Origin of the sequence: Nocardia jinanensis, from assembly GCF_014645735.1 — a bacterium.
GTDB lineage: Bacteria > Actinomycetota > Actinomycetes > Mycobacteriales > Mycobacteriaceae > Nocardia > Nocardia jinanensis.
The window spans coordinates 1-16,791 of record NZ_BMMH01000036.1; the positions used below are offsets into that span (position 1 = coordinate 1).

At 67.5% G+C, this 16,791-nt stretch carries 16 protein-coding genes; 3 read left to right on the forward strand and 13 right to left on the reverse strand.

All coding sequences use genetic code 11. From position 1 onward, the window contains the following. The first annotated feature begins 239 nt into the window (after positions 1-239). Entirely contained in the window at positions 240-1,817 is a 1,578-nt protein-coding gene (locus IEY68_RS33795; protein WP_063001123.1) for a DUF7159 family protein, read from the forward strand. A gap of 152 nt (positions 1,818-1,969) precedes the next feature. On the opposite strand, the gene tsaD is transcribed toward IEY68_RS33795, so the two are convergent. The 8 genes from tsaD to IEY68_RS33835 all read right to left on the reverse strand — a co-directional run bounded on the left by tsaD (position 1,970) and on the right by IEY68_RS33835 (position 9,905). After that, the gene (tsaD, locus tag IEY68_RS33800) at positions 1,970-3,013 is read right to left on the reverse strand and encodes a tRNA (adenosine(37)-N6)-threonylcarbamoyltransferase complex transferase subunit TsaD (protein ID WP_058854727.1); all 1,044 of its coding nucleotides are present in this window, start codon (positions 3,011-3,013) and stop codon (positions 1,970-1,972) included. After that, positions 3,010-3,522 carry a ribosomal protein S18-alanine N-acetyltransferase gene (gene rimI / locus IEY68_RS33805; protein WP_058854728.1) on the reverse strand — a complete coding sequence of 171 codons (513 nt, stop codon included), beginning with the start codon at positions 3,520-3,522 and terminating at the stop codon, positions 3,010-3,012. Before rimI ends, tsaD begins: the two co-directional genes overlap by 4 nt. Positions 3,523-3,524: 2 nt before the next feature. Next, positions 3,525-4,232: a tRNA (adenosine(37)-N6)-threonylcarbamoyltransferase complex dimerization subunit type 1 TsaB gene (gene tsaB, locus IEY68_RS33810; RefSeq protein WP_058854729.1), complete on the reverse strand. Its 708-nt coding sequence runs from the start codon at positions 4,230-4,232 to the stop codon at positions 3,525-3,527. Positions 4,233-4,317: 85 nt separating this feature from the next. After that, positions 4,318-4,785 carry a tRNA (adenosine(37)-N6)-threonylcarbamoyltransferase complex ATPase subunit type 1 TsaE gene (gene tsaE, locus IEY68_RS33815; protein WP_189094664.1) on the reverse strand — a complete coding sequence of 156 codons (468 nt, stop codon included), beginning with the start codon at positions 4,783-4,785 and terminating at the stop codon, positions 4,318-4,320. Beyond that, entirely contained in the window at positions 4,778-5,857 is a 1,080-nt protein-coding gene (locus IEY68_RS33820; protein ID WP_058854731.1) for an alpha/beta fold hydrolase, read from the reverse strand. Before IEY68_RS33820 ends, tsaE begins: the two co-directional genes overlap by 8 nt. Continuing rightward, positions 5,854-7,002 (reverse strand): alanine racemase, encoded by a 1,149-nt coding sequence (alr, locus tag IEY68_RS33825; RefSeq protein WP_082681321.1) that lies wholly within the window; start codon positions 7,000-7,002, stop codon positions 5,854-5,856. The genes IEY68_RS33820 and alr overlap by 4 nt, the downstream gene beginning before the upstream one ends. A 138-nt stretch (positions 7,003-7,140) precedes the next feature. Continuing rightward, positions 7,141-8,100: a class I SAM-dependent RNA methyltransferase gene (locus tag IEY68_RS33830; RefSeq protein WP_063001125.1), complete on the reverse strand. Its 960-nt coding sequence runs from the start codon at positions 8,098-8,100 to the stop codon at positions 7,141-7,143. Positions 8,101-8,435: 335 nt separating this feature from the next. Next, positions 8,436-9,905, reverse strand: coding sequence for an NAD(P)H-hydrate dehydratase (locus IEY68_RS33835; protein WP_063001127.1), 1,470 nt, complete (start codon positions 9,903-9,905; stop codon positions 8,436-8,438). Between the two features lie 57 nt (positions 9,906-9,962). Between IEY68_RS33835 and IEY68_RS33840 the strand changes: the two genes are divergently transcribed. Next, a complete protein-coding gene (locus IEY68_RS33840) occupies positions 9,963-10,370 on the forward strand; it encodes a cupredoxin domain-containing protein (protein WP_063001129.1) in 408 nt (135 codons plus the stop codon). A gap of 54 nt (positions 10,371-10,424) precedes the next feature. Here IEY68_RS33840 and glmS read toward each other — a convergent pair whose 3' ends face one another. Beyond that, the gene (gene glmS, locus IEY68_RS33845) at positions 10,425-12,308 is read right to left on the reverse strand and encodes a glutamine--fructose-6-phosphate transaminase (isomerizing) (RefSeq protein WP_063001131.1); all 1,884 of its coding nucleotides are present in this window, start codon (positions 12,306-12,308) and stop codon (positions 10,425-10,427) included. 36 nt (positions 12,309-12,344) lie between these two features. Here glmS and IEY68_RS33850 point away from each other — a divergent pair, with 36 nt between their 5' ends. Then, entirely contained in the window at positions 12,345-13,229 is an 885-nt protein-coding gene (locus IEY68_RS33850; RefSeq protein WP_063001133.1) for a poly(ethylene terephthalate) hydrolase family protein, read from the forward strand. A 73-nt stretch (positions 13,230-13,302) separates the two neighbouring features. Here IEY68_RS33850 and IEY68_RS33855 read toward each other — a convergent pair whose 3' ends face one another. The 4 genes from IEY68_RS33855 to IEY68_RS33870 form a co-directional block, all read right to left on the reverse strand. Then, positions 13,303-13,749 carry a hypothetical protein gene (locus tag IEY68_RS33855; RefSeq protein ID WP_189094665.1) on the reverse strand — a complete coding sequence of 149 codons (447 nt, stop codon included), beginning with the start codon at positions 13,747-13,749 and terminating at the stop codon, positions 13,303-13,305. A gap of 603 nt (positions 13,750-14,352) precedes the next feature. Beyond that, entirely contained in the window at positions 14,353-16,002 is a 1,650-nt protein-coding gene (locus IEY68_RS33860; RefSeq protein WP_189094666.1) for a hypothetical protein, read from the reverse strand. A 5-nt stretch (positions 16,003-16,007) separates the two neighbouring features. After that, positions 16,008-16,328 carry a hypothetical protein gene (locus tag IEY68_RS33865; RefSeq protein ID WP_189094667.1) on the reverse strand — a complete coding sequence of 107 codons (321 nt, stop codon included), beginning with the start codon at positions 16,326-16,328 and terminating at the stop codon, positions 16,008-16,010. Between the two features lie 130 nt (positions 16,329-16,458). After that, positions 16,459-16,767, reverse strand: coding sequence for a DUF6802 family protein (locus IEY68_RS33870; RefSeq protein ID WP_063001140.1), 309 nt, complete (start codon positions 16,765-16,767; stop codon positions 16,459-16,461). Positions 16,768-16,791: the final 24 nt, after the last annotated feature.

Consider the following 16,791-nt stretch of genomic DNA (forward strand, 5'->3'; position numbering starts at 1 on the left):
GTTCCCCTGGGCCGCCGGGACATTACCGGCCCAACCGACCCAGGAAGAAAGGTAGGGCTTCCCAATAATTCTCCGACTCTGTAACGTTCGGATAACAGATCGTGACACCATGTGTGATGGTTGTTCGCGAAACCACCGTTCACCGCAGACGACGGCGGTTTCGCGAACACCTTTCGCCATGTCCGGACACCGCCGGCCGCCACGACAGCCGCGTCCACTCGAAGGGAGGTGAAGTGAGTATGCGTACATCGCTCGGTATCTCGGCCGGGAACGAAGTGGTGTGCTCCGCACTGGTCACCACCGCCGCCAACGGCGCGCGGACCTTCGACTACCGGGTGGTCTCCGCGGACGCGCATTCCGATCTCGGTGATCTCGTCGCCTCCTCCATCGAGCTGATGACCACCCAGCTGCCCGCCAGCCACCCGCACGAGGCGATCTTCGGTACCCAGGTCCCCGCCACCAAGACCTCGGGGCTCGACGTGGTAGCCGACCGTCCGCCCACCGGTGTCGCGGTCGCCTATCGCAGCAAAGAGCAGGCGCACGCCATCCGGGTCGGCACCGGCAAATACCGCGACCCGCAACTGGTTCCGGAGACCACCGCAGCGCTCACCTTCCTGCGTGATACCGGATTGATGGACCGCTACGGCACGGTGGCCGTGGTGGATCTCGGCGCCTCCGGCTGTACCGTCTCGGTGGCCGACCCGGCCGACGGCTCCGTGCTGCACACCGCGCGCTCCAGCACGGTCAGCGGCCGCGCGATCGACGATCTGCTGTACCGGCACCTGGTCGATCAGCACTACGCCCGCCGCGGCACCCGGCCGAACCGCAGTGTGCTGGTGAACCGGGCCCGCACTGCCAAGGAACATCTTTCGGTGACCCAGGCCGTCACCATCGACCACATCGCGGGCCGGCCGCTGAAACTCACCCGGGCGGATTTCGAATCGCTCACCGCCGGCCTGATGCGCGAACTGGCGCGCTTCGCCTCGATGACCTTCGGCCTGGCCGACCGGGCTCCCGAAGCGGTGGTGGTGATCGGCGGCGGCGCGAATATCCCGGCGGTGCTGGAAACACTGCGCACCGAACTGGATCTCCCGGTACTCACGGTGCCGGACCCGGACGCGGTGATCGCCAAAGGCGCGGCCCTGCTCGCCGATACCGCGCGGTCCAGTGCGCCGATCGGCGCACTGACACCGGACAAATCCGGGAACACTCTGCTCAAAGCGTTCGGCACAGTGGCCGGCGCGATCGTGGTGGTGGGGTTGATCGTCGGGTACGGGGTGAACACTATGGCCCCGAGTTCCGATGAAGAGGTCTCTCCCGCCGGTACCACCAGCAGTGCTCAGTTGCCGACCACCGCGACGATCGCTCCGACGACCACGAGCGTGGTACCCGGCACCACCGAGGAGGTCCCTCAGCAGCCCGTGGAGGAACCCGCGGACACCGGCGAGGGCACGACCACCTACACCGAACCACCGATCACGGCAGACCCCACCACGGGCGAGTATCCGTCGGACGGCGGCACGCCCACGACATCGGGTGCACCCCCGTCACCCACCACGAGCACCACACCGCCGGTCACCGAACCGTCCCCGCCCACGCTGCGACCGGATCCGAACCTGCCGCATATCCCCTTCCCGGAAGGTATCGGGCCGGGCGGGCTCGTCCCCGCGCCGCCTTCGTCGGACCAGCCCCCGACCGATGAGCCGTCCATCTCGGACGTCCCGCCGCCGACCGGCTCGCAGCGAACCCAGACAACACTGGAAATTCCGCCGCCCCAGCCACGTCCGCAACTGCCCGGATCCGGTTCGGCCGGTTAGCCGGTCGTCCCCGGCCCGTTCACACCGCCGCACAGCTACGAGGTCGCGGCCCGGCGAGCCGAGCGCGGAAGCATTCGCGATCGTCGGCGGCAAGGTATTCCGAAAGCTCCTACCGAGCCCGGCGCAACCGCCGGTATACGGCCGCTCCCCGGTCAGCCCACCTGGCTGACCGATACCGGCAGCCCGGGATCGGAGGCCACCGACAGCGGCGAGGGTGCGGCGCCGCCGCCGATCACATGTGCTCCCAGCGCCGCGATCATCACACCGTTGTCGGTGCACAGCCGGGGTTTCGGGATACGCAGCGTCAAACCGGCCGCGGCGCACCGCTCTCGAGCCAGCGAGCGGATCCGGGTGTTCGCCGTCGCGCCGCCGCCCAGTACCAGGGTGTCGACACCCACATCCTGGGCCGCGCGCACCGCCTTCATGGTGAGCACATCGGCGACCGCCTCCTGGAACGAGGCCGCGATATCGGGAATCGGCAATTGTCCCGGCTCGACCCCTTGCCGAGCCTGCCCTTCCACATAGCGCGCCACCGCGGTCTTCAATCCGGAGAAAGAGAAGTCGTAGCGCGGATCCCGCGGACCGGTCATCCCGCGTGGGAACGCGATGGCCCCGGGGTCGCCGGTGACCGCGGCCGCGTCCAGCGCGGGACCACCCGGGTAACCGAGACCCAGCAGCCGGGCGACCTTGTCGAACGCCTCCCCGGCGGCATCGTCGACGGTGCTACCCAACTCGATCAGCGGCTCCGACAGATCCTTCACATGCAGCAGATGTGTATGCCCGCCCGAAACCAGCAGCGCCACGCAGGGCGGCATCGGCCCGTGTTCGAGCGTATCCACCGCGACATGTCCGCCGAGATGGTTCAGCGCGTAGAACGGAATATCCCAAGCCGCCGCATAGGCTTTCGCGGCCGCGACCCCGACCAGCAGCGCTCCCGCCAGGCCGGGACCGATCGTCACCGCCAGCGCGTCGGGCGCGGTGATCCCCGCCACCGCCAGGGCGCGCCGCATGGCCGGCACGATCGCCTCCAGATGCGCCCGCGAGGCGATCTCGGGCACCACACCGCCGAACCGGGCGTGTTCGGCCACACTCGAGGCGACCTCGTCGGCCAGGAGTTCACAGCTGCCGTCGGGGTGGCGGCGCACGATTCCGACGCCGGTTTCGTCGCAGGAACTCTCGATTCCCATGACGATCACGACAACACTCCGTCCGGGGTCCGGGTGCCGAAGACCACCGGGACGTCTTCCAGCGCCGGGCGGCGCATCGTGTACGCGTCGGCGCCGCTGGGGTGGTAGTAGTTCTTGCGCAGGCCGATGATGTGGAAGCCGTGTTTGGCATACATCGCGATCGCGGCGGCGTTATCGGTGCGCACCTCGAGGAAGACCGGCCCACCGCGGCGCCCGGCCTCGGTGAGCAGCGCCTCCAACAGCAGTGTTCCGATACCCGCACGGTGACAGGTCGGGTCGACGCCGATAGTGTGCACCTCGGCCTCCGGGTGCTCGGCGTCACCGAGCAGCGCTATCCCCGCGTAGCCCACCATGTTCCCGGCGTCGTCACGGGCGGTGATGTAGCGGTTGTACCGGGCGGCCAATTCGGAGCGGAACGATACCGCCTGCCACGGATCGTCCTCCGGGAACAGTAATTGCTCCAGTTCCACGCAGCCCGCGATATCGGTCGGCTCCATGGGTTCGATGCGAATTCCCATTGTCACGCTCCCATCCGGTCGAGAGTGCGGAAGCTGCGTTCGACCGCGTCGGGGCGGCGCAAATACAGCGGGACCAGCGGTTCGGGGGTCGCGCCGGACAGCAGCGCGGCTGCCGCTACCCGCACCAGGGCGGCGGGCGAGGGCGTTTGCACGGTCAGCGCGGGAAGATCGAACAGCGCGGTGTGCGCGGGCGATCCCGCGATCACGGTCGCGCCGGCCACCGGCACCTCATCGGGTTTGAGTACTTCGGGCCCGGCGACCCTGGTGCGGCCGCCGTCGCGGTACCGCGCGGCGTAGACCTCGCGGCGACGAGCATCGGTGACCACCAGCAGTTCGTCGCCGGATCCGAGTTCAGGTACGCATTCGGCCGCGATCGCGTCCAGACTGCAGACACCGTGCACCGGGATACCCAGCGCGTCACCGAATGCGGCGGCCGTGGCCATCCCCACTCGCAGACCGGTGAACGGCCCCGGCCCGATACCGACGACGACCGCCGCGATATCGGTACGCGACACCCCGGCCTCGGCCAGGCATTCCAGGATCTGCGGAGTCAATGCCTCGGCGTGCGCGCGGGCATCGACGAGCACCCGGGCGGCCAGAGTGCGCGGAAGAGCGGCGTCCGAGGTGTTCGTACCGGCGGCCGCCTGCTCCAATTCGACAAGTCCCGCCGTAACGGCAGGCGTCGCGGTGTCGACAGCAAGTGCAAGCATGGTCTGGTCAACGATACCGGGTGACCCGCTTCACACGGCGGTGGCGCACGGCGCCCCAGCAGCCCGGTTACCGAATTCGCGCGACCTATCGCGCTTCCGCGATGTGCACCCACTCCCAAGATGCCGTGCGGACTTCGGATTCCGGCGCGCGCGACAATCGCACCAGCAGATGCCGGCCGGTGAGCCGTTCCGCCATTCCGCTGCCCCACTCGACCACCACGACCGCGTCGTCGAGTTCGGTATCCAGATCGAGTGCGTCGAGTTCGTCGAGACTGCCGCCGAGCCGATAGGCGTCCACATGGACCAGCGGTACGGGTGGGCCGTCGGTGCGGTCACCCGCCGGATGCCGGCGCGCGATGACGAAGGTCGGTGAACTCACCCGGCCCCCGACCCCCAGGCCCGCCGCGATACCGCGGGTCAGGGCCGTCTTACCGGCCCCCAGCGGCCCGTCCAGCACCACCAGGTCGCCCGCCCGCAGTCCGGTGGCCAGTTCCCGCCCGAGCGCCTCGGTATCGGCGACCTCCGGCAGCCGGCGTTCGCCGCGGTCAGCCACCGGCGGCCTCCCGCCGATCGTCCTCGCCGACCACCCCGGCTCGTATCAGCAACCGGTCCAGCGCGGCATTGGTCTCGTCCGGGTACTGCAACTGCGGCATATGTGCCGCATCCGGCAGGCGGACGAGTTCGCAATCCACCAATTCCCGTGCCAGTACACGGGAATTGCGGAACGGAATCACCAGATCCCGGGTACCGCCGAGGACCAGCGCCGGAATATCGCGCAGCACCGGCAACGCCGCCGCCTCGTCGTGCAATTCGATGGCCTTCAGGAATTTCACGACCGATTCCACCGGCGTGCGGTCGATCATCATGGTGGTGAACCGCGACAGTGTCGGGCTCACCGGCCCGTGGAAAGAACTCACGTGCAGAATCGGGGTGATCACATGCCGGGCGGTGACCCGCCCCGCCTGCACCAGCGCCGGCGCGGTGTGCACGGCCAGCCGGAATCCGTCGATCGCGGGGTTGCGCAGCAACTGTCCGATACCCGCGGAGGTCACCTCCGCCGCGGCGGTGGACAGCAGCGCGACGCCGCGCACTCGCTGCGCGAAGAGTCCACCGGCATGCGCGGCCGCGGCGAGCACCGCCATCCCGCCCAGCGAATGCCCGACCAGGATCAACGGCCCGCGCGGTGCCCGGGCATCGATCACCGTGAGCAGATCCCGGCCGAGCTGGGACACGGTACAGGTATCGGTTTCCGGTGTTCCCGAGCGACCGTGGCCACGCAGATCGAACAGCACCAGCCGCAGTCGCGAGCCCCAGCGTTGCGCCAGATGGCGTCGCTGGAAATGGAACGACTCCATGCTGTTGCAGAAGCCGTGCACGAAAACCACTGTGGCGTCGGCGTCACCGGACCCCCATTCACGGGTGGCCAAGCACACACCGTCGTCGGCAAGCACCTCACCGGCGCGGTCCAGATCGATCAGCGCGAAGTTCTCGTCGCGGTATTCGTCGCGGACCGGGGGCCACAGCACCTTCGCGCCGGCGCGGCGCAATGCGTGCACACCGGCCATGGCGCCGACCACCCCGGCGGTGGCCAGCCCACCGCGCAACAGGGTTGTTCGTCGTGTCATCGCATACCCCCTCGATACCGCCGGTGTACCCGGCCACGGGGCGCGCACACCACTTCGTAGTGGATCGTGCCGAGCAGATCGGCCCAATCCTGGGCCCGCGGTTCGCCGCGGCTACCCGATCCGAACAGGATCGCCGTATCGCCTTCGACGACGCCCTCGGCGTTGTCACCCAGATCCACCACCAACTGATCCATACACACCCGGCCGCGGTTCGGGCGGCGGTGTCCGCCGACCCACACCTCCATCCGACCGCCCAGGGGCCGGAAGACACCGTCGGCATAACCGGCGGGGATCAGCGCGACGGTGGTATCGGCCGGGGCGATCCACTCGTGCCCGTAGGACACGCCCTCACCCGCGGCGACATGTTTGACCAGCGCCACTTCGGCCTGGAATGTCATCGCGGGCCGGAGATCGAATTCGCCGATATCGGGTACGGGAGTGAGCCCGTACACCGCGATACCCGGGCGGACCATATCGAAAGCCAGATCGGGCCGCGTGAGAGTGGCCGCGGAATTCGCCAGATGCACCAGTTCCGGTTCCAGCCCGTATTCCTTCGCCGCGGCGATGGAGTCGAGGAAGCGGACGCGCTGCACATCGATGGTCGGGTGATAGGGCTCGTCGGCGTGCGCGAGATGGGAGAAGATCGCGCGGAACCGCACGACCTGCTCGTCCACGAGTTTTCGCAGGGCCGCCAGCACCACGGGATAGATACTCTGCTCTATCCCGTTGCGGTTGAGCCCGGTGTCGATCTTGAGGCTCACGACGGCCTGCTCGCCCACCTTCCGGGCGGCCGCGGCGACCGCGTCCAACTGCTCCAGGGAAGAGATCCCGATTTCGATATCGGCGGCGACGGCCGCGGCGTAATCGGAATCACAGACATTGAGCCAGCACAGGATCGGTGCCGTGATCCCGGCAGCGCGCAGGGTGACCGCCTCGGCCACCGTGGTGACCCCCAGTTCGGCCGCTCCCGCGGCCAGCGCGGTCCGCGCGACCTCGACGGCACCGTGGTTGTAGCCGTCCGCCTTGACAACCACCATCACCGCGGCGTCGCCTGCGTGCGCACGCAGCACTCCGACGTTGTGCGCGATGGCGTCCAGATCGACGACTGCCTCCACTTGACCGTTCACACCTGCCGATACTGCCATCCGTCCGGGCCGCCCGGTCGAACGGCCACCCGCGTCGTGGCGTGGACGACCGCCCGGCAACCCTCTGTCCGGTGAGGGTCCAGCGTGGACGGGCATTGCCGGGCGCTTCCGATAGGTGGCCGGAGTCCGCCGATACAGCTAGGACGGATCCTGGTGACTGCGGAATACCTTCCAGACCGCCGGATCCTCCAGTACGGTCTCCGCCGAGAACACACCGGTTTCATCCAGACGCGTCTGCAACGGTTTCCCCTTGACGGCGATCTGGATATCTTTCGCACTGCCCAGTTCAGCGAACCGATCCGCGAGCATGCCCACGGCATCCCGGTCCGGGGTCGATCCGAACGGGTTGTAGAAGTAGAAGGCCGTACCGTCGGAGATATCGGCCTCCAGCGCGTCCCGGTTCGCGAAGCTCACATGTGAAAGCCCCAGTTCGCGTGCGCGCCTATCGGCGAACATCGCATACGCCGGCTCGATCTCGAGGCCGACCACTCGCTTGGCCGGAGTGAACCCCCCGAAGAACAGACCGGCCTTGCCGAGGCCGGAACCGATGTCGTAGACGACATCGTCGGGGGTGAGGTTCAACGCCTTCGCGACCGGAGACAGATAGACCATTCGCGAGGGTTCCGGTGCGTGCACGCCCGGCCGCCCCGCCAGTTCGGCGGACAATCCTTCGAACGGCGCGACCGGTCGGTCTGCTCCTCGAGTTTCGTGGTATCGATATTCGGGCAGACCCAAGACCTGTTCCAGATGGTGGTCGGCCTGCCTGCCGTAGCCGAGTTCCGTCAGCTCCATCAACTCACGGCCCCAGGCCGTACGCGCCGCCGCGTCGCCGCGTACGAAGAGACGTTCACGAATATCGAGGAAGGTCGGGTCGGCGTCCTGCGAAACGCGTACCGCGGAGGTATGGAGGTGCCCGGGCTCGGCACCGTCGGCGCGGGAGGTGGCAACATCTGCGACCGATGCTTCGCCGGCCCGGTCACCGCCTCCCTCCAGGGAGTCGTTGCCCCGGCGCAGCTTTTCCCCACTGTGACGTCGGGCCAGAGCCGGAGCCGCGCGCCGGACCAGTTGCTCGCGCAAGGCATCGACGGTATCGGCCATCAGAGCCCGCAATATGTCCGTTCCCAGCAACGGTGTTCACACCCATCGTGCGTCATATGCGGTGTAAACCCCGCATCGTCGGTCGTGGCACCGGCACGGGATCGCCTCGCTGACAGCGTCGAAGCCGTCGCGTATATCCGTTCAGAACTTCGCCGACCGGACAGTGGCAAGAAAATAGTGCCACAACTCTTCGGTCCTCGGTGCCCATCCGATGAGCGATAGGCGAGAAGTGGTTCAGAGCTCCACCGACGCTGGTCCGGTCGCATTCGCCCGGCTCGCCCGCCGCCCGGATGTCGAAACATCCGAGGGGACTCGCCGCCGGTGACGGGGGCCGGTCAAGCGGGCAGCGAGCGGAGTGCTCCGACGGCGCGGGATAGGTGCTGCAGCAGCGGGCTCGCCGAAATCGGTGCCGCGCCGGACCCACTCGGACCTGTGTCGTGGGCGGCCAGCTCGGCCGCCACGGCATGCGCCCGGGCCGCCGCGGCCGCGGCCCAGCCGGGCTCCCGGCCGCCGGCCAGCAGAGCGCCGATCATCCCCGACAGCACGTCACCGGCCCCGGCGGTCGCCGCCCAGGACCCACCGGCTTCGTTGATCAGTACCGGAGCACCCGGTTCGGCGACCAAGGTCGCTCGGCCTTTCAGGAGAACGGTGACCTGCCAGGTGTCGGCGAATTCCCGGACGGCGGCGACACGGTCCGGATCCGGCTCACGGCCGATGAGCCGTTCGAACTCGCCGGCGTGCGGGGTGAGCACCGTGGGCGCCCGGCGGTCACGCACCAACTCGGGTTCGCTCGCCAACACGGTGAGACCGTCGGCGTCGACCACCACCGGCAGATCGGTGGCCAGGATCTCGGCGAGCTCATCGCGGGCGGCGCGGTCGGTACCCGAGCCCGGACCGAAAACCCAGGACTGGACGCGACCGGCGGCTGCCAGGTCCGATACCGCGATCACCTCGGGATACCGGGCCAGGACGGCTGCGGCGGCGGTGCCCGCGTAGCGCACCATCCCGGAGGTCGCGGCGACTGCCGCCCCGGTGCACAGCACCGCCGCGCCCGGATACGTGGCGCTGCCGGCGCGGACACCGGTCACCCCCTGCGTGTACTTGTCGTCCGTGGCTCCCGGCACCGGCCAGCCCGCGCCCACCGCGGCGGGCTCCAACGCGGCCAGACCGGGCTCGGGCAGCCGTAGACCGATGGGTACCAGCTCTATCCGGCCGCAGCGGTCCGCGGCCAGCGCGTGCACGGGTTTACAAGCACCGAAGGAGACCGTGACCGCCGCCCGGACCGCGGGGCCCGACACCACACCGGTATCCGGGTCGACGCCGCTGGGCAGATCGGCGGCGACGATCGGAACATCGCACTCCGCAACGATTCTCGCCGCCCCCGGGCGCAGCGGGCCACGACCGGAGAGGCCGACGATCCCGTCGATCACCAGATCGGCGTGAGACGTTTCCGCTACCGCCGCAACCGGATCGGCGCACACCCGTCCCCCGGCGCGCCGCAGCGCGGCCAGGCCCGCCGCATGCGCCCGTGCCGGATTCAGCAGCACCGCCGTCACCGCGACACCGCGCCGCCGCAGCATCGACCCCGCCCACAGCGCGTCGCCGCCGTTGTCACCCGACCCCACCAGCAGCGCCACCGTCCGCCCCGCGACGCCGCCGCTGCGTGCCCGCAGCTCGGACGCGACCACCGTGGCCAGCCCGTACGCGGCGCGGCGCATGGGCACCCCGTCGGGAACTCTGGTGAACAGTTCGGCCTCGGCGAGGCGCACCTCGTCGGCGGTGTAGTAGCCGCGCGGCTGGGTCACCGGACACACCTCCGCAGTTGGACGGGCAGCGATGCCAGCAGACTACGCTTGACCTTCATGCCCAGAGCTCACCGCGCCGTACTCGTCCCGGCCACCGGATTCGCCCTCGTCGCGGCGCTGCTGTCCGGTTGTGATTCCGGTAGTTCGGCGGACGGGGCGACGAAATCCGATACCTCCGGCGCGCATTCGCAGCACGCTCCGGAGGCCACCGTCACGGTGGAGGTCGAAGAGGACCGCTTCTCGCCGGCCGATATCACCATTTCCGCCGGCGATACGGTCGCCTGGCATTTCGACGGCGATCTGCCACACGGTGTGCAGGGCATCGGCGACAAGGCGATGGGGATCAACAGCCCGTTGTTCGAGGTGGGCGACTGGAGTCACACCTTCACCGCACCCGGTGAATACCGCTATTTGTGCCCGATCCACCCGGATATGCGCGGCACGATCACCGTCGAGAAGACGTAACCCGGTCGGCTCCACACGTCGACGCGCACAGCCGGAGCGAATGCGGAGGTACGCCTATTCCACGGTGACGGATTTCGCCAGGTTGCGGGGTTTGTCCACGTCGTAGCCGCGCGCCTGCGCCACCTCGGCGGCGAAGATCTGCAACGGGACCGTCGACAGCAGCGGCTGGTACAGAGTGGGCGCCGAAGGGATCTCGATCAGATCGTCCGCGAACGGGCGCACCAGATCGTCGCCCTCCTCGGCGATCACGATCGTGCGCGCCCCGCGGGCCTGGATCTCGCGGATATTGCTCAGCAGCTTGGAGTGCAGCACCCCGCGCCCCTTCGGCGACGGCATCACCACGATCACCGGCAGACCGTCCTCGATCAGCGCGATCGGACCGTGTTTGAGCTCACCCGCAGCGAAACCTTCCGCGTGCATGTACGCCAGCTCCTTGAGCTTGAGCGCACCCTCGAGCGCCACCGGATATCCGACATGCCGACCCAGGAACAGGATGGTCCGCTCGCGCGCCAGCTCCCGGGCGATGGCCCGCACCTGCGGCGCGGTTTCCAGCACTCGCGCCACCAGCTTCGGCATGGCCTCCAGTTCGGCGAACTCGCGTGCCACCTCGTCGGGGTACTTGGTACCGCGCGCCTGCGCCAGCGCCAGCCCGACCAGCAGGTTCGCCGTCACCTGCGCCAGGAACGCTTTGGTGGAGGCGACCCCGATCTCCGGCCCGGCCCGGGTGTAGAGCACCGCGTCGGATTCGCGCGGGATCTGCGCGCCGTTGGTATTACAGACCGCCAGCACCCGGGCCTTCTGGCTCTTGGCGTGCCGGACGGCTTCGAGCGTGTCTGCCGTCTCACCGGACTGGGAAACCGCCACCACCAGGGTCGAGCGGTCCAGCACCGGGTCCCGGTAGCGGAACTCACTGGCGAGTTCCACCTCGACCGGCAGCCGGGTCCAGTGCTCGATGGCGTACTTGGCGACCAGCCCGGAGTGGTAGGCGCTGCCACAGGCCACCACGAAGACCTTCTCCACATCGCGCAGTTCCTGATCGGAGAGGCGTTGTTCGTCCAGCACGATCCGGCCGGCCCGGCTCGGGGTCTGATCGAAATGACCGATGAGCGTATCGGCGACCGCGGTGGGCTGCTCGTCGATCTCCTTGAGCATGAAGTAGTCGTGGCCGCCCTTCTCGGCGGCGGCCAGATCCCAGTCGATGGTGAACGGCCGGGTGCTCACACCGTCGGTGGAGCCGTCGAAGTCGGTGACGCGGTAACCGTCGGCGGTGATCACCACGGCCTGGCCCTCACCGAGTTCCACCGCTTCCCGCGTGTGCTCGATGAACGCGGTCACATCGGAGGCGATGAACATCTCGTTCTCGCCCACTCCCACGACCAGCGGGGTCGAATGGCGCGCCGCGATGATCTTTCCCGGATGGTCGGCGTGCGTGAACACCAGCGTGAACGCGCCCTCGAGCCGCCGGAGTACCGACAATGTGCTGGCCTCGAAATCGCCCGCGGTCGACCCCTCGGCGTAGGCCCGGGCGACCAGGTGCACGGCGACCTCGGTATCGGTCTCGCTGCGCAGCTCGACCCCGGCGTCCTCGAGTTCACGCCGCAGCTGGACAAAGTTCTCGATGATGCCGTTGTGCACGACCGCGACCTTGCCGCTCACATCCTGGTGCGGATGGGCGTTGCGGTCGGTCGGCGCGCCGTGGGTGGCCCACCGCGTATGCCCCATTCCGGTGCTGCCCGCGAACACGCCCGCCGCCGCGGAGTCCAACGCCGTTTCCAGATTGCTCAGCCGCCCGGCGCGCCGCTCGACCGCTACCCCACCGGCGCCATCGAGAATCGCCACCCCGGAGGAGTCATAACCTCGGTACTCCATGCGGCGCAAGGCAGCGACGACGACGCCCAACGCGTCCCGGTACCCGACGTACCCCACGATTCCGCACATGGCTCCCCAGCCTACTTATCGGCTAACGTTCTCGTCGTGTCGGCGTCTGTGAAATCACTTCTGAGCACTCTGACCAGCCGTGGCCCGAATCGGGTGCTCCGCGGCAATCTTGCCATCGCGGGGCAACCCGGGGTGGTGTACACGCCGGAATCCGGGCGGGACCTACCCGCGGTCGCGTTCGGGCACGGCTGGTTGAGCGGCGCCGGTAACTACCGCACGCTGCTCGAACACCTCGCGTCCTGGGGGATCGTGGCGGCGGCGCCGAATACCGAGCGCGGCCCCGTGCCCTCCCATCTGAACCTGGCCACCGACCTGCTCACCACCCTCGATATCTGCACCGGTGTCCGGCTGGGTGACGGCACTCTCACCGTGCATCCCGAACGCCTGGCCCTGGCCGGGCACGGGATGGGAGCGGGCGCAGCCGTACTCGCCGCCGCCCAGCGCCGGGTGGCCGCGGTGGCTCCGCTGTTTCCCGCGCCCACCGCTCCCGCCGCCACCTCGGTGGCCGGTGACCTCACGGTCCCGGCCCTGATCCTGGCCGGAGTGAGCGATATCGACTCGTTGAGCTCCGACGCGGTCCCGTTGGCGGCCACCTGGGGCGGTCCGGTGATCCTGCGCACACTCGACGGCGCGGGCCACAACGGCCTCGCCGAGGGCCGCCGCCTGCTGTCCGCACTCGGTGGCGGCAAACACGAGGAGAAGACCTCCCGCGCCACCCGCGCCCTGCTCACCGGGTTCCTGCTGCACACCCTGCTCGGCGACAAGACCTACAAGCCGTTCGCCGACCCGGAGACAGCGATCAAGCACACGCATGTGATTGATCCCGCCGCCGCCCTGCTGGATCAGGAAGAGAGCCGGCAAGCCGCCGCGACTCCGGACCCGGCGACGGTGGGCAAGCTGGTCCGGTCGCTGCGCAAGTAGTCCCCCGGAGACGAGCCGTCCCGACGACCCCTCGGGTGACAGAGGTGGCGGATCGGCATGGCCGTAAAGGGCCTCATCGGTCCGATTCGCGGCCTCGGCTTCGGATATCGCAGCGGCGGACGCTCACGATATTCGGCACGCCATCGCGACCCGCCGCACGTCCTGACAACAGATCGCCCCAGCCGGGCCACGCCCCGTCACGACCGCGAATCTCCACCAGCCCGAAGATCAACTCCCCGACACTCGCATGCACCCATTTCCGCAGCAGAATCCGGTTCCCGCCGATGATGACAAGTGGTATCGGCAGCAGCGAATAGCTATACGTTCTCGGCATTTCCACCACCACCACCAGCACGCTCAACGCGAGAATCGGGCCGACCAGCAGAACGAGGTCGATCAACGCGGCACCCATCGATCGCAGACTGCGTGGTGACGGATACCGCGTATCCCCGTCGGACCCGTGGTATCCCGGTAGAAAATTGGGCGTATCCGTCAACCCGAAGGCGTCCCCCAGACTCATCGGATGATCATGACACACCCGGCGGTGGCCGGTCGCGCTGCCGGAGGCCGGGTCAGACCAGCCAGCTGTTGCGCCGGTAGTACTCCGCTTCGTCATCACCGTCGTCGTCGATCGGTGCGACGACATTGTTTCTGCGACGAGCGGCAACGGATCGCGCGATTGCTTCCTGTCGGTCGATTTCACCGCTCGGCACTGTCGTCGGACGGCTTCCGTCCCCATCCCCCGACCGCACCGGCACGCCTCCACTCTCGGTAGGCCGTGCCCGCGGCTCCTGCTGCCTCCGCGGCTCCTCGTCCCTCGAGCGGGGCGACTCCCCGGCGCCCTCTCCCCGGGGCGCACTCTCGGTATGCCGGCCGGCCTCGGAGGGCGATGCGGTGGATTCTCCTCGCACCCGTTCCGCCTGACTCTGGGCGTCCTCGACTATCTGCTGAAGGCGCTGATGGGTGCGCTGCTCCAGCTCTCTCAGCTTCATCGAGTTCCGTCGTCGGTGCTCGGTCGCCTCTTCGAGCATCTGTTGCGTAAGCCTCCGGGCCTGGTCCGCGATCTCACCGCGAGTCATTGCTCGATCCTCCGTCGGTTGTTATCGACACGACCGGCCGCCCATCACAACGGGCCGGCTTCTGCCAGTTGGGCCCCGGTGTCAACCGGTGGCGGGGCAGGCGGCGTCTGCACGTCCGGTTCCGATTCGGGTGGGCCCGAGGGCTCTTCCTGCTCGGGGTCAGTGTCAGGCTCGACCGGATAGTCCTGCGGCTGATGCTCGCCGTCCTCTTCCTTCCTACCGGCCGGCATGCCCGGCGATGGCCCGGTGGGCTGCTGCCCCGCACCGGAGTCGGTCGATTCAGGCTCTTGTTCATCGCCGGTTTCTCCGTCCACGATGATCGGTTTTCCATCAGGGCCTATTTCGACACGATAGGTCTGTGGTTCACCCGCGTCCCCGGTTACCACGAGCTGTAGATTGCCGTCGGGTCCGAGTTCGAGTTTGTACTCCTTACCATCCAGTTCGATGCCGTTGCCGTCCGCGGGGTCGCCCGGCTGCTCCGGCGTACCCGCCGGGTCGTCCGGCTCACCCTCGCCCTCCGTGTCGACCTCTTGCTCCGCTTCGGCCCGAAGCTGCTCGAGGGTATTGCCGACCTGTTCGGTGGCCGAGCTGACCAGCTGACCGATTCCCTCGACCAGCTGGGTACCGAGTCCGGACGACGCGAGTTGTGTACCCAATTGCGTCAGCGCGGACAGCGGATCGTCCCCTGCAGTCGTAGTTGTGGTGGACGGCGTGGTCGTCGTGGAAGGAGTGGTCGTGGTCGTGGTCGACGGGGTTCCGGTGGTGGTCGACGGGGTTCCGGTGGTAGTCGGCGTTCCGGTGGTTGTCTGCGGCGTGGTGGCTTGCCGAGTGCCCTGCGGACAGGGATAGGGCTTTTCGGAAAGACCTTTGAACGCGGCGACGATCCTGTCGTACTCTTCCCGCACCATCCGATCGGTTTCCGTGCATGCGGTGACGAATACACCGATCAGGCGTTCGTACTCTTCCGCGAACTTCACCAGCCAGTCTTTACAAAAAGTCTCGATCGAATGTGTCGTCGGACTACCGGGGCCGATGAACCCGAGCGATATCCATTGAACGGCATCGTTGAGCATCCCTCGCGGGGCGCTGATATCCTTGTACATATCCGGGAATATACGTTCGAGGTTTTCCATCGCAGATCCCCACGCGTGCGTGACGCCGAGGTGTTCCGCGCCCTCGATAACGGTATAGACGTCTTCCGGGGACTTACCTTCCAGAATCGTCATGTTCCCGTCCTCCAGAATCGCCCCGACGAGCGCGGCTTTCAGAGAAACCGCCGCGCGCAACTCCGAGACAGAGTCGGAAATCTCCGTGTGAACATTCTTGACGATAGTTATATCGGCCTGAGCCATGGAAAGCTGATCGGCAATCATATCCGAGGCGTTCGCGGCCGCCTGCCCCGACCACACGGACGGCAGATTCTGCGCGAGCTGCTGCAGCTGCCCGTGCTGGGCTTCGACGTTGTCCAAAGCTTCTTTCAGGGCATCGGCCGCGCGAGTGAAGCTGTCTTCGTCCAGGCCGTTCTGCTGATAATACAACCCGTGTAGGTCACCATAGTTCCGGTAACCAGGATTATTACCACCGACCCATTTGAGGTACGGGGGCTCGAAGAGCTCAAAAAAACGCAGAGCTTCAGAGCCCTTTTCGAGTAGTACTGTAACAGTGTCAGCCACCGGAGCCGTATCGTTTGTCATGAGAATCAGCTCGCCGCCTGCTGAGTCTGATTCGCATTCTCTTTATCGACATTCGAGTAGGTGACAACATCCTGTCCGATCGCATCACCTGTGAGATCGGTGGCCTCCGCCCAGTCGTTCAACCATGTTTCGATCTTCCGGAGCCCGTTATCTATATTTTTTCCTTGATCTCCGATATAAGCGAATCCGGTAGCCGACGGTGGGATGATGTTGTCAGCGACCTTCTTGGCCTGATCTTTGATCACCCCCGCGCTGCCGCAGAAATCATTGCCCAATTTTCCCAGCGCATCGGCGTCCATCCCGACCGGCTGATCACCTGTGCTCACGGGTCTCCCCTCTTTCTTGCCCGCCCTCCCGGGAACCACCCCGAGCGGCCCTGCGGCGCTCTGCTGCTACCTGATTCGACGCGCCCACCCGGGGTCCGGTTCCCTACCGGACCCGGGCGTTCGATATTCCCTACTCCCCCAGCGTCCCCTGGTCGGTCTGCCGCCAATCCCCGGTCCCGTCCGGGTTGCGGTGGTACTCCCAGGCCGAGTAGTCGCCGTCGTTCTCCACCACGCTCAACTGGTCGGCGTAGCCGTCGAGATCGGTATCGGTCCAGACACTCATCGAGTCGGGGCCGCTGGTGGTGAACGTGTCGAGGATGCCGTCGCTGTCGAGATCCTGGGTGGGTGGTTCCATTTCCACCGGACCCAGACCGTCCAGCGACGAGGAAGCCTCGAAACTCGGCATACCGATGCCGGGGAACTCTCCTGATGTAGGCATGGATTCTCCTGAGCTCCACTGGTC

Bases quoted from the DNA above. Each gene is read 5' to 3' on its own strand.
- IEY68_RS33860 (WP_189094666.1), bottom strand. From the start codon at position 16,002: ATGACAAACGATACGGCTCCGGTGGCTGACACTGTTACAGTACTACTC.
- IEY68_RS33840 (WP_063001129.1), top strand. From the start codon at position 9,963: ATGCCCAGAGCTCACCGCGCCGTACTCGTCCCGGCCACCGGATTCGCC.
- IEY68_RS33820 (WP_058854731.1), bottom strand. From the start codon at position 5,857: ATGACACGACGAACAACCCTGTTGCGCGGTGGGCTGGCCACCGCCGGG.
- rimI (WP_058854728.1), bottom strand. From the start codon at position 3,522: ATGGGAATTCGCATCGAACCCATGGAGCCGACCGATATCGCGGGCTGC.
- alr (WP_082681321.1), bottom strand. From the start codon at position 7,002: ATGGCAGTATCGGCAGGTGTGAACGGTCAAGTGGAGGCAGTCGTCGAT.
- IEY68_RS33830 (WP_063001125.1), bottom strand. From the start codon at position 8,100: ATGGCCGATACCGTCGATGCCTTGCGCGAGCAACTGGTCCGGCGCGCG.
- IEY68_RS33795 (WP_063001123.1), top strand. From the start codon at position 240: ATGCGTACATCGCTCGGTATCTCGGCCGGGAACGAAGTGGTGTGCTCC.
- glmS (WP_063001131.1), bottom strand. From the start codon at position 12,308: ATGTGCGGAATCGTGGGGTACGTCGGGTACCGGGACGCGTTGGGCGTC.
- IEY68_RS33870 (WP_063001140.1), bottom strand. From the start codon at position 16,767: ATGCCTACATCAGGAGAGTTCCCCGGCATCGGTATGCCGAGTTTCGAG.
- IEY68_RS33855 (WP_189094665.1), bottom strand. From the start codon at position 13,749: ATGAGTCTGGGGGACGCCTTCGGGTTGACGGATACGCCCAATTTTCTA.
- tsaB (WP_058854729.1), bottom strand. From the start codon at position 4,232: ATGCTTGCACTTGCTGTCGACACCGCGACGCCTGCCGTTACGGCGGGA.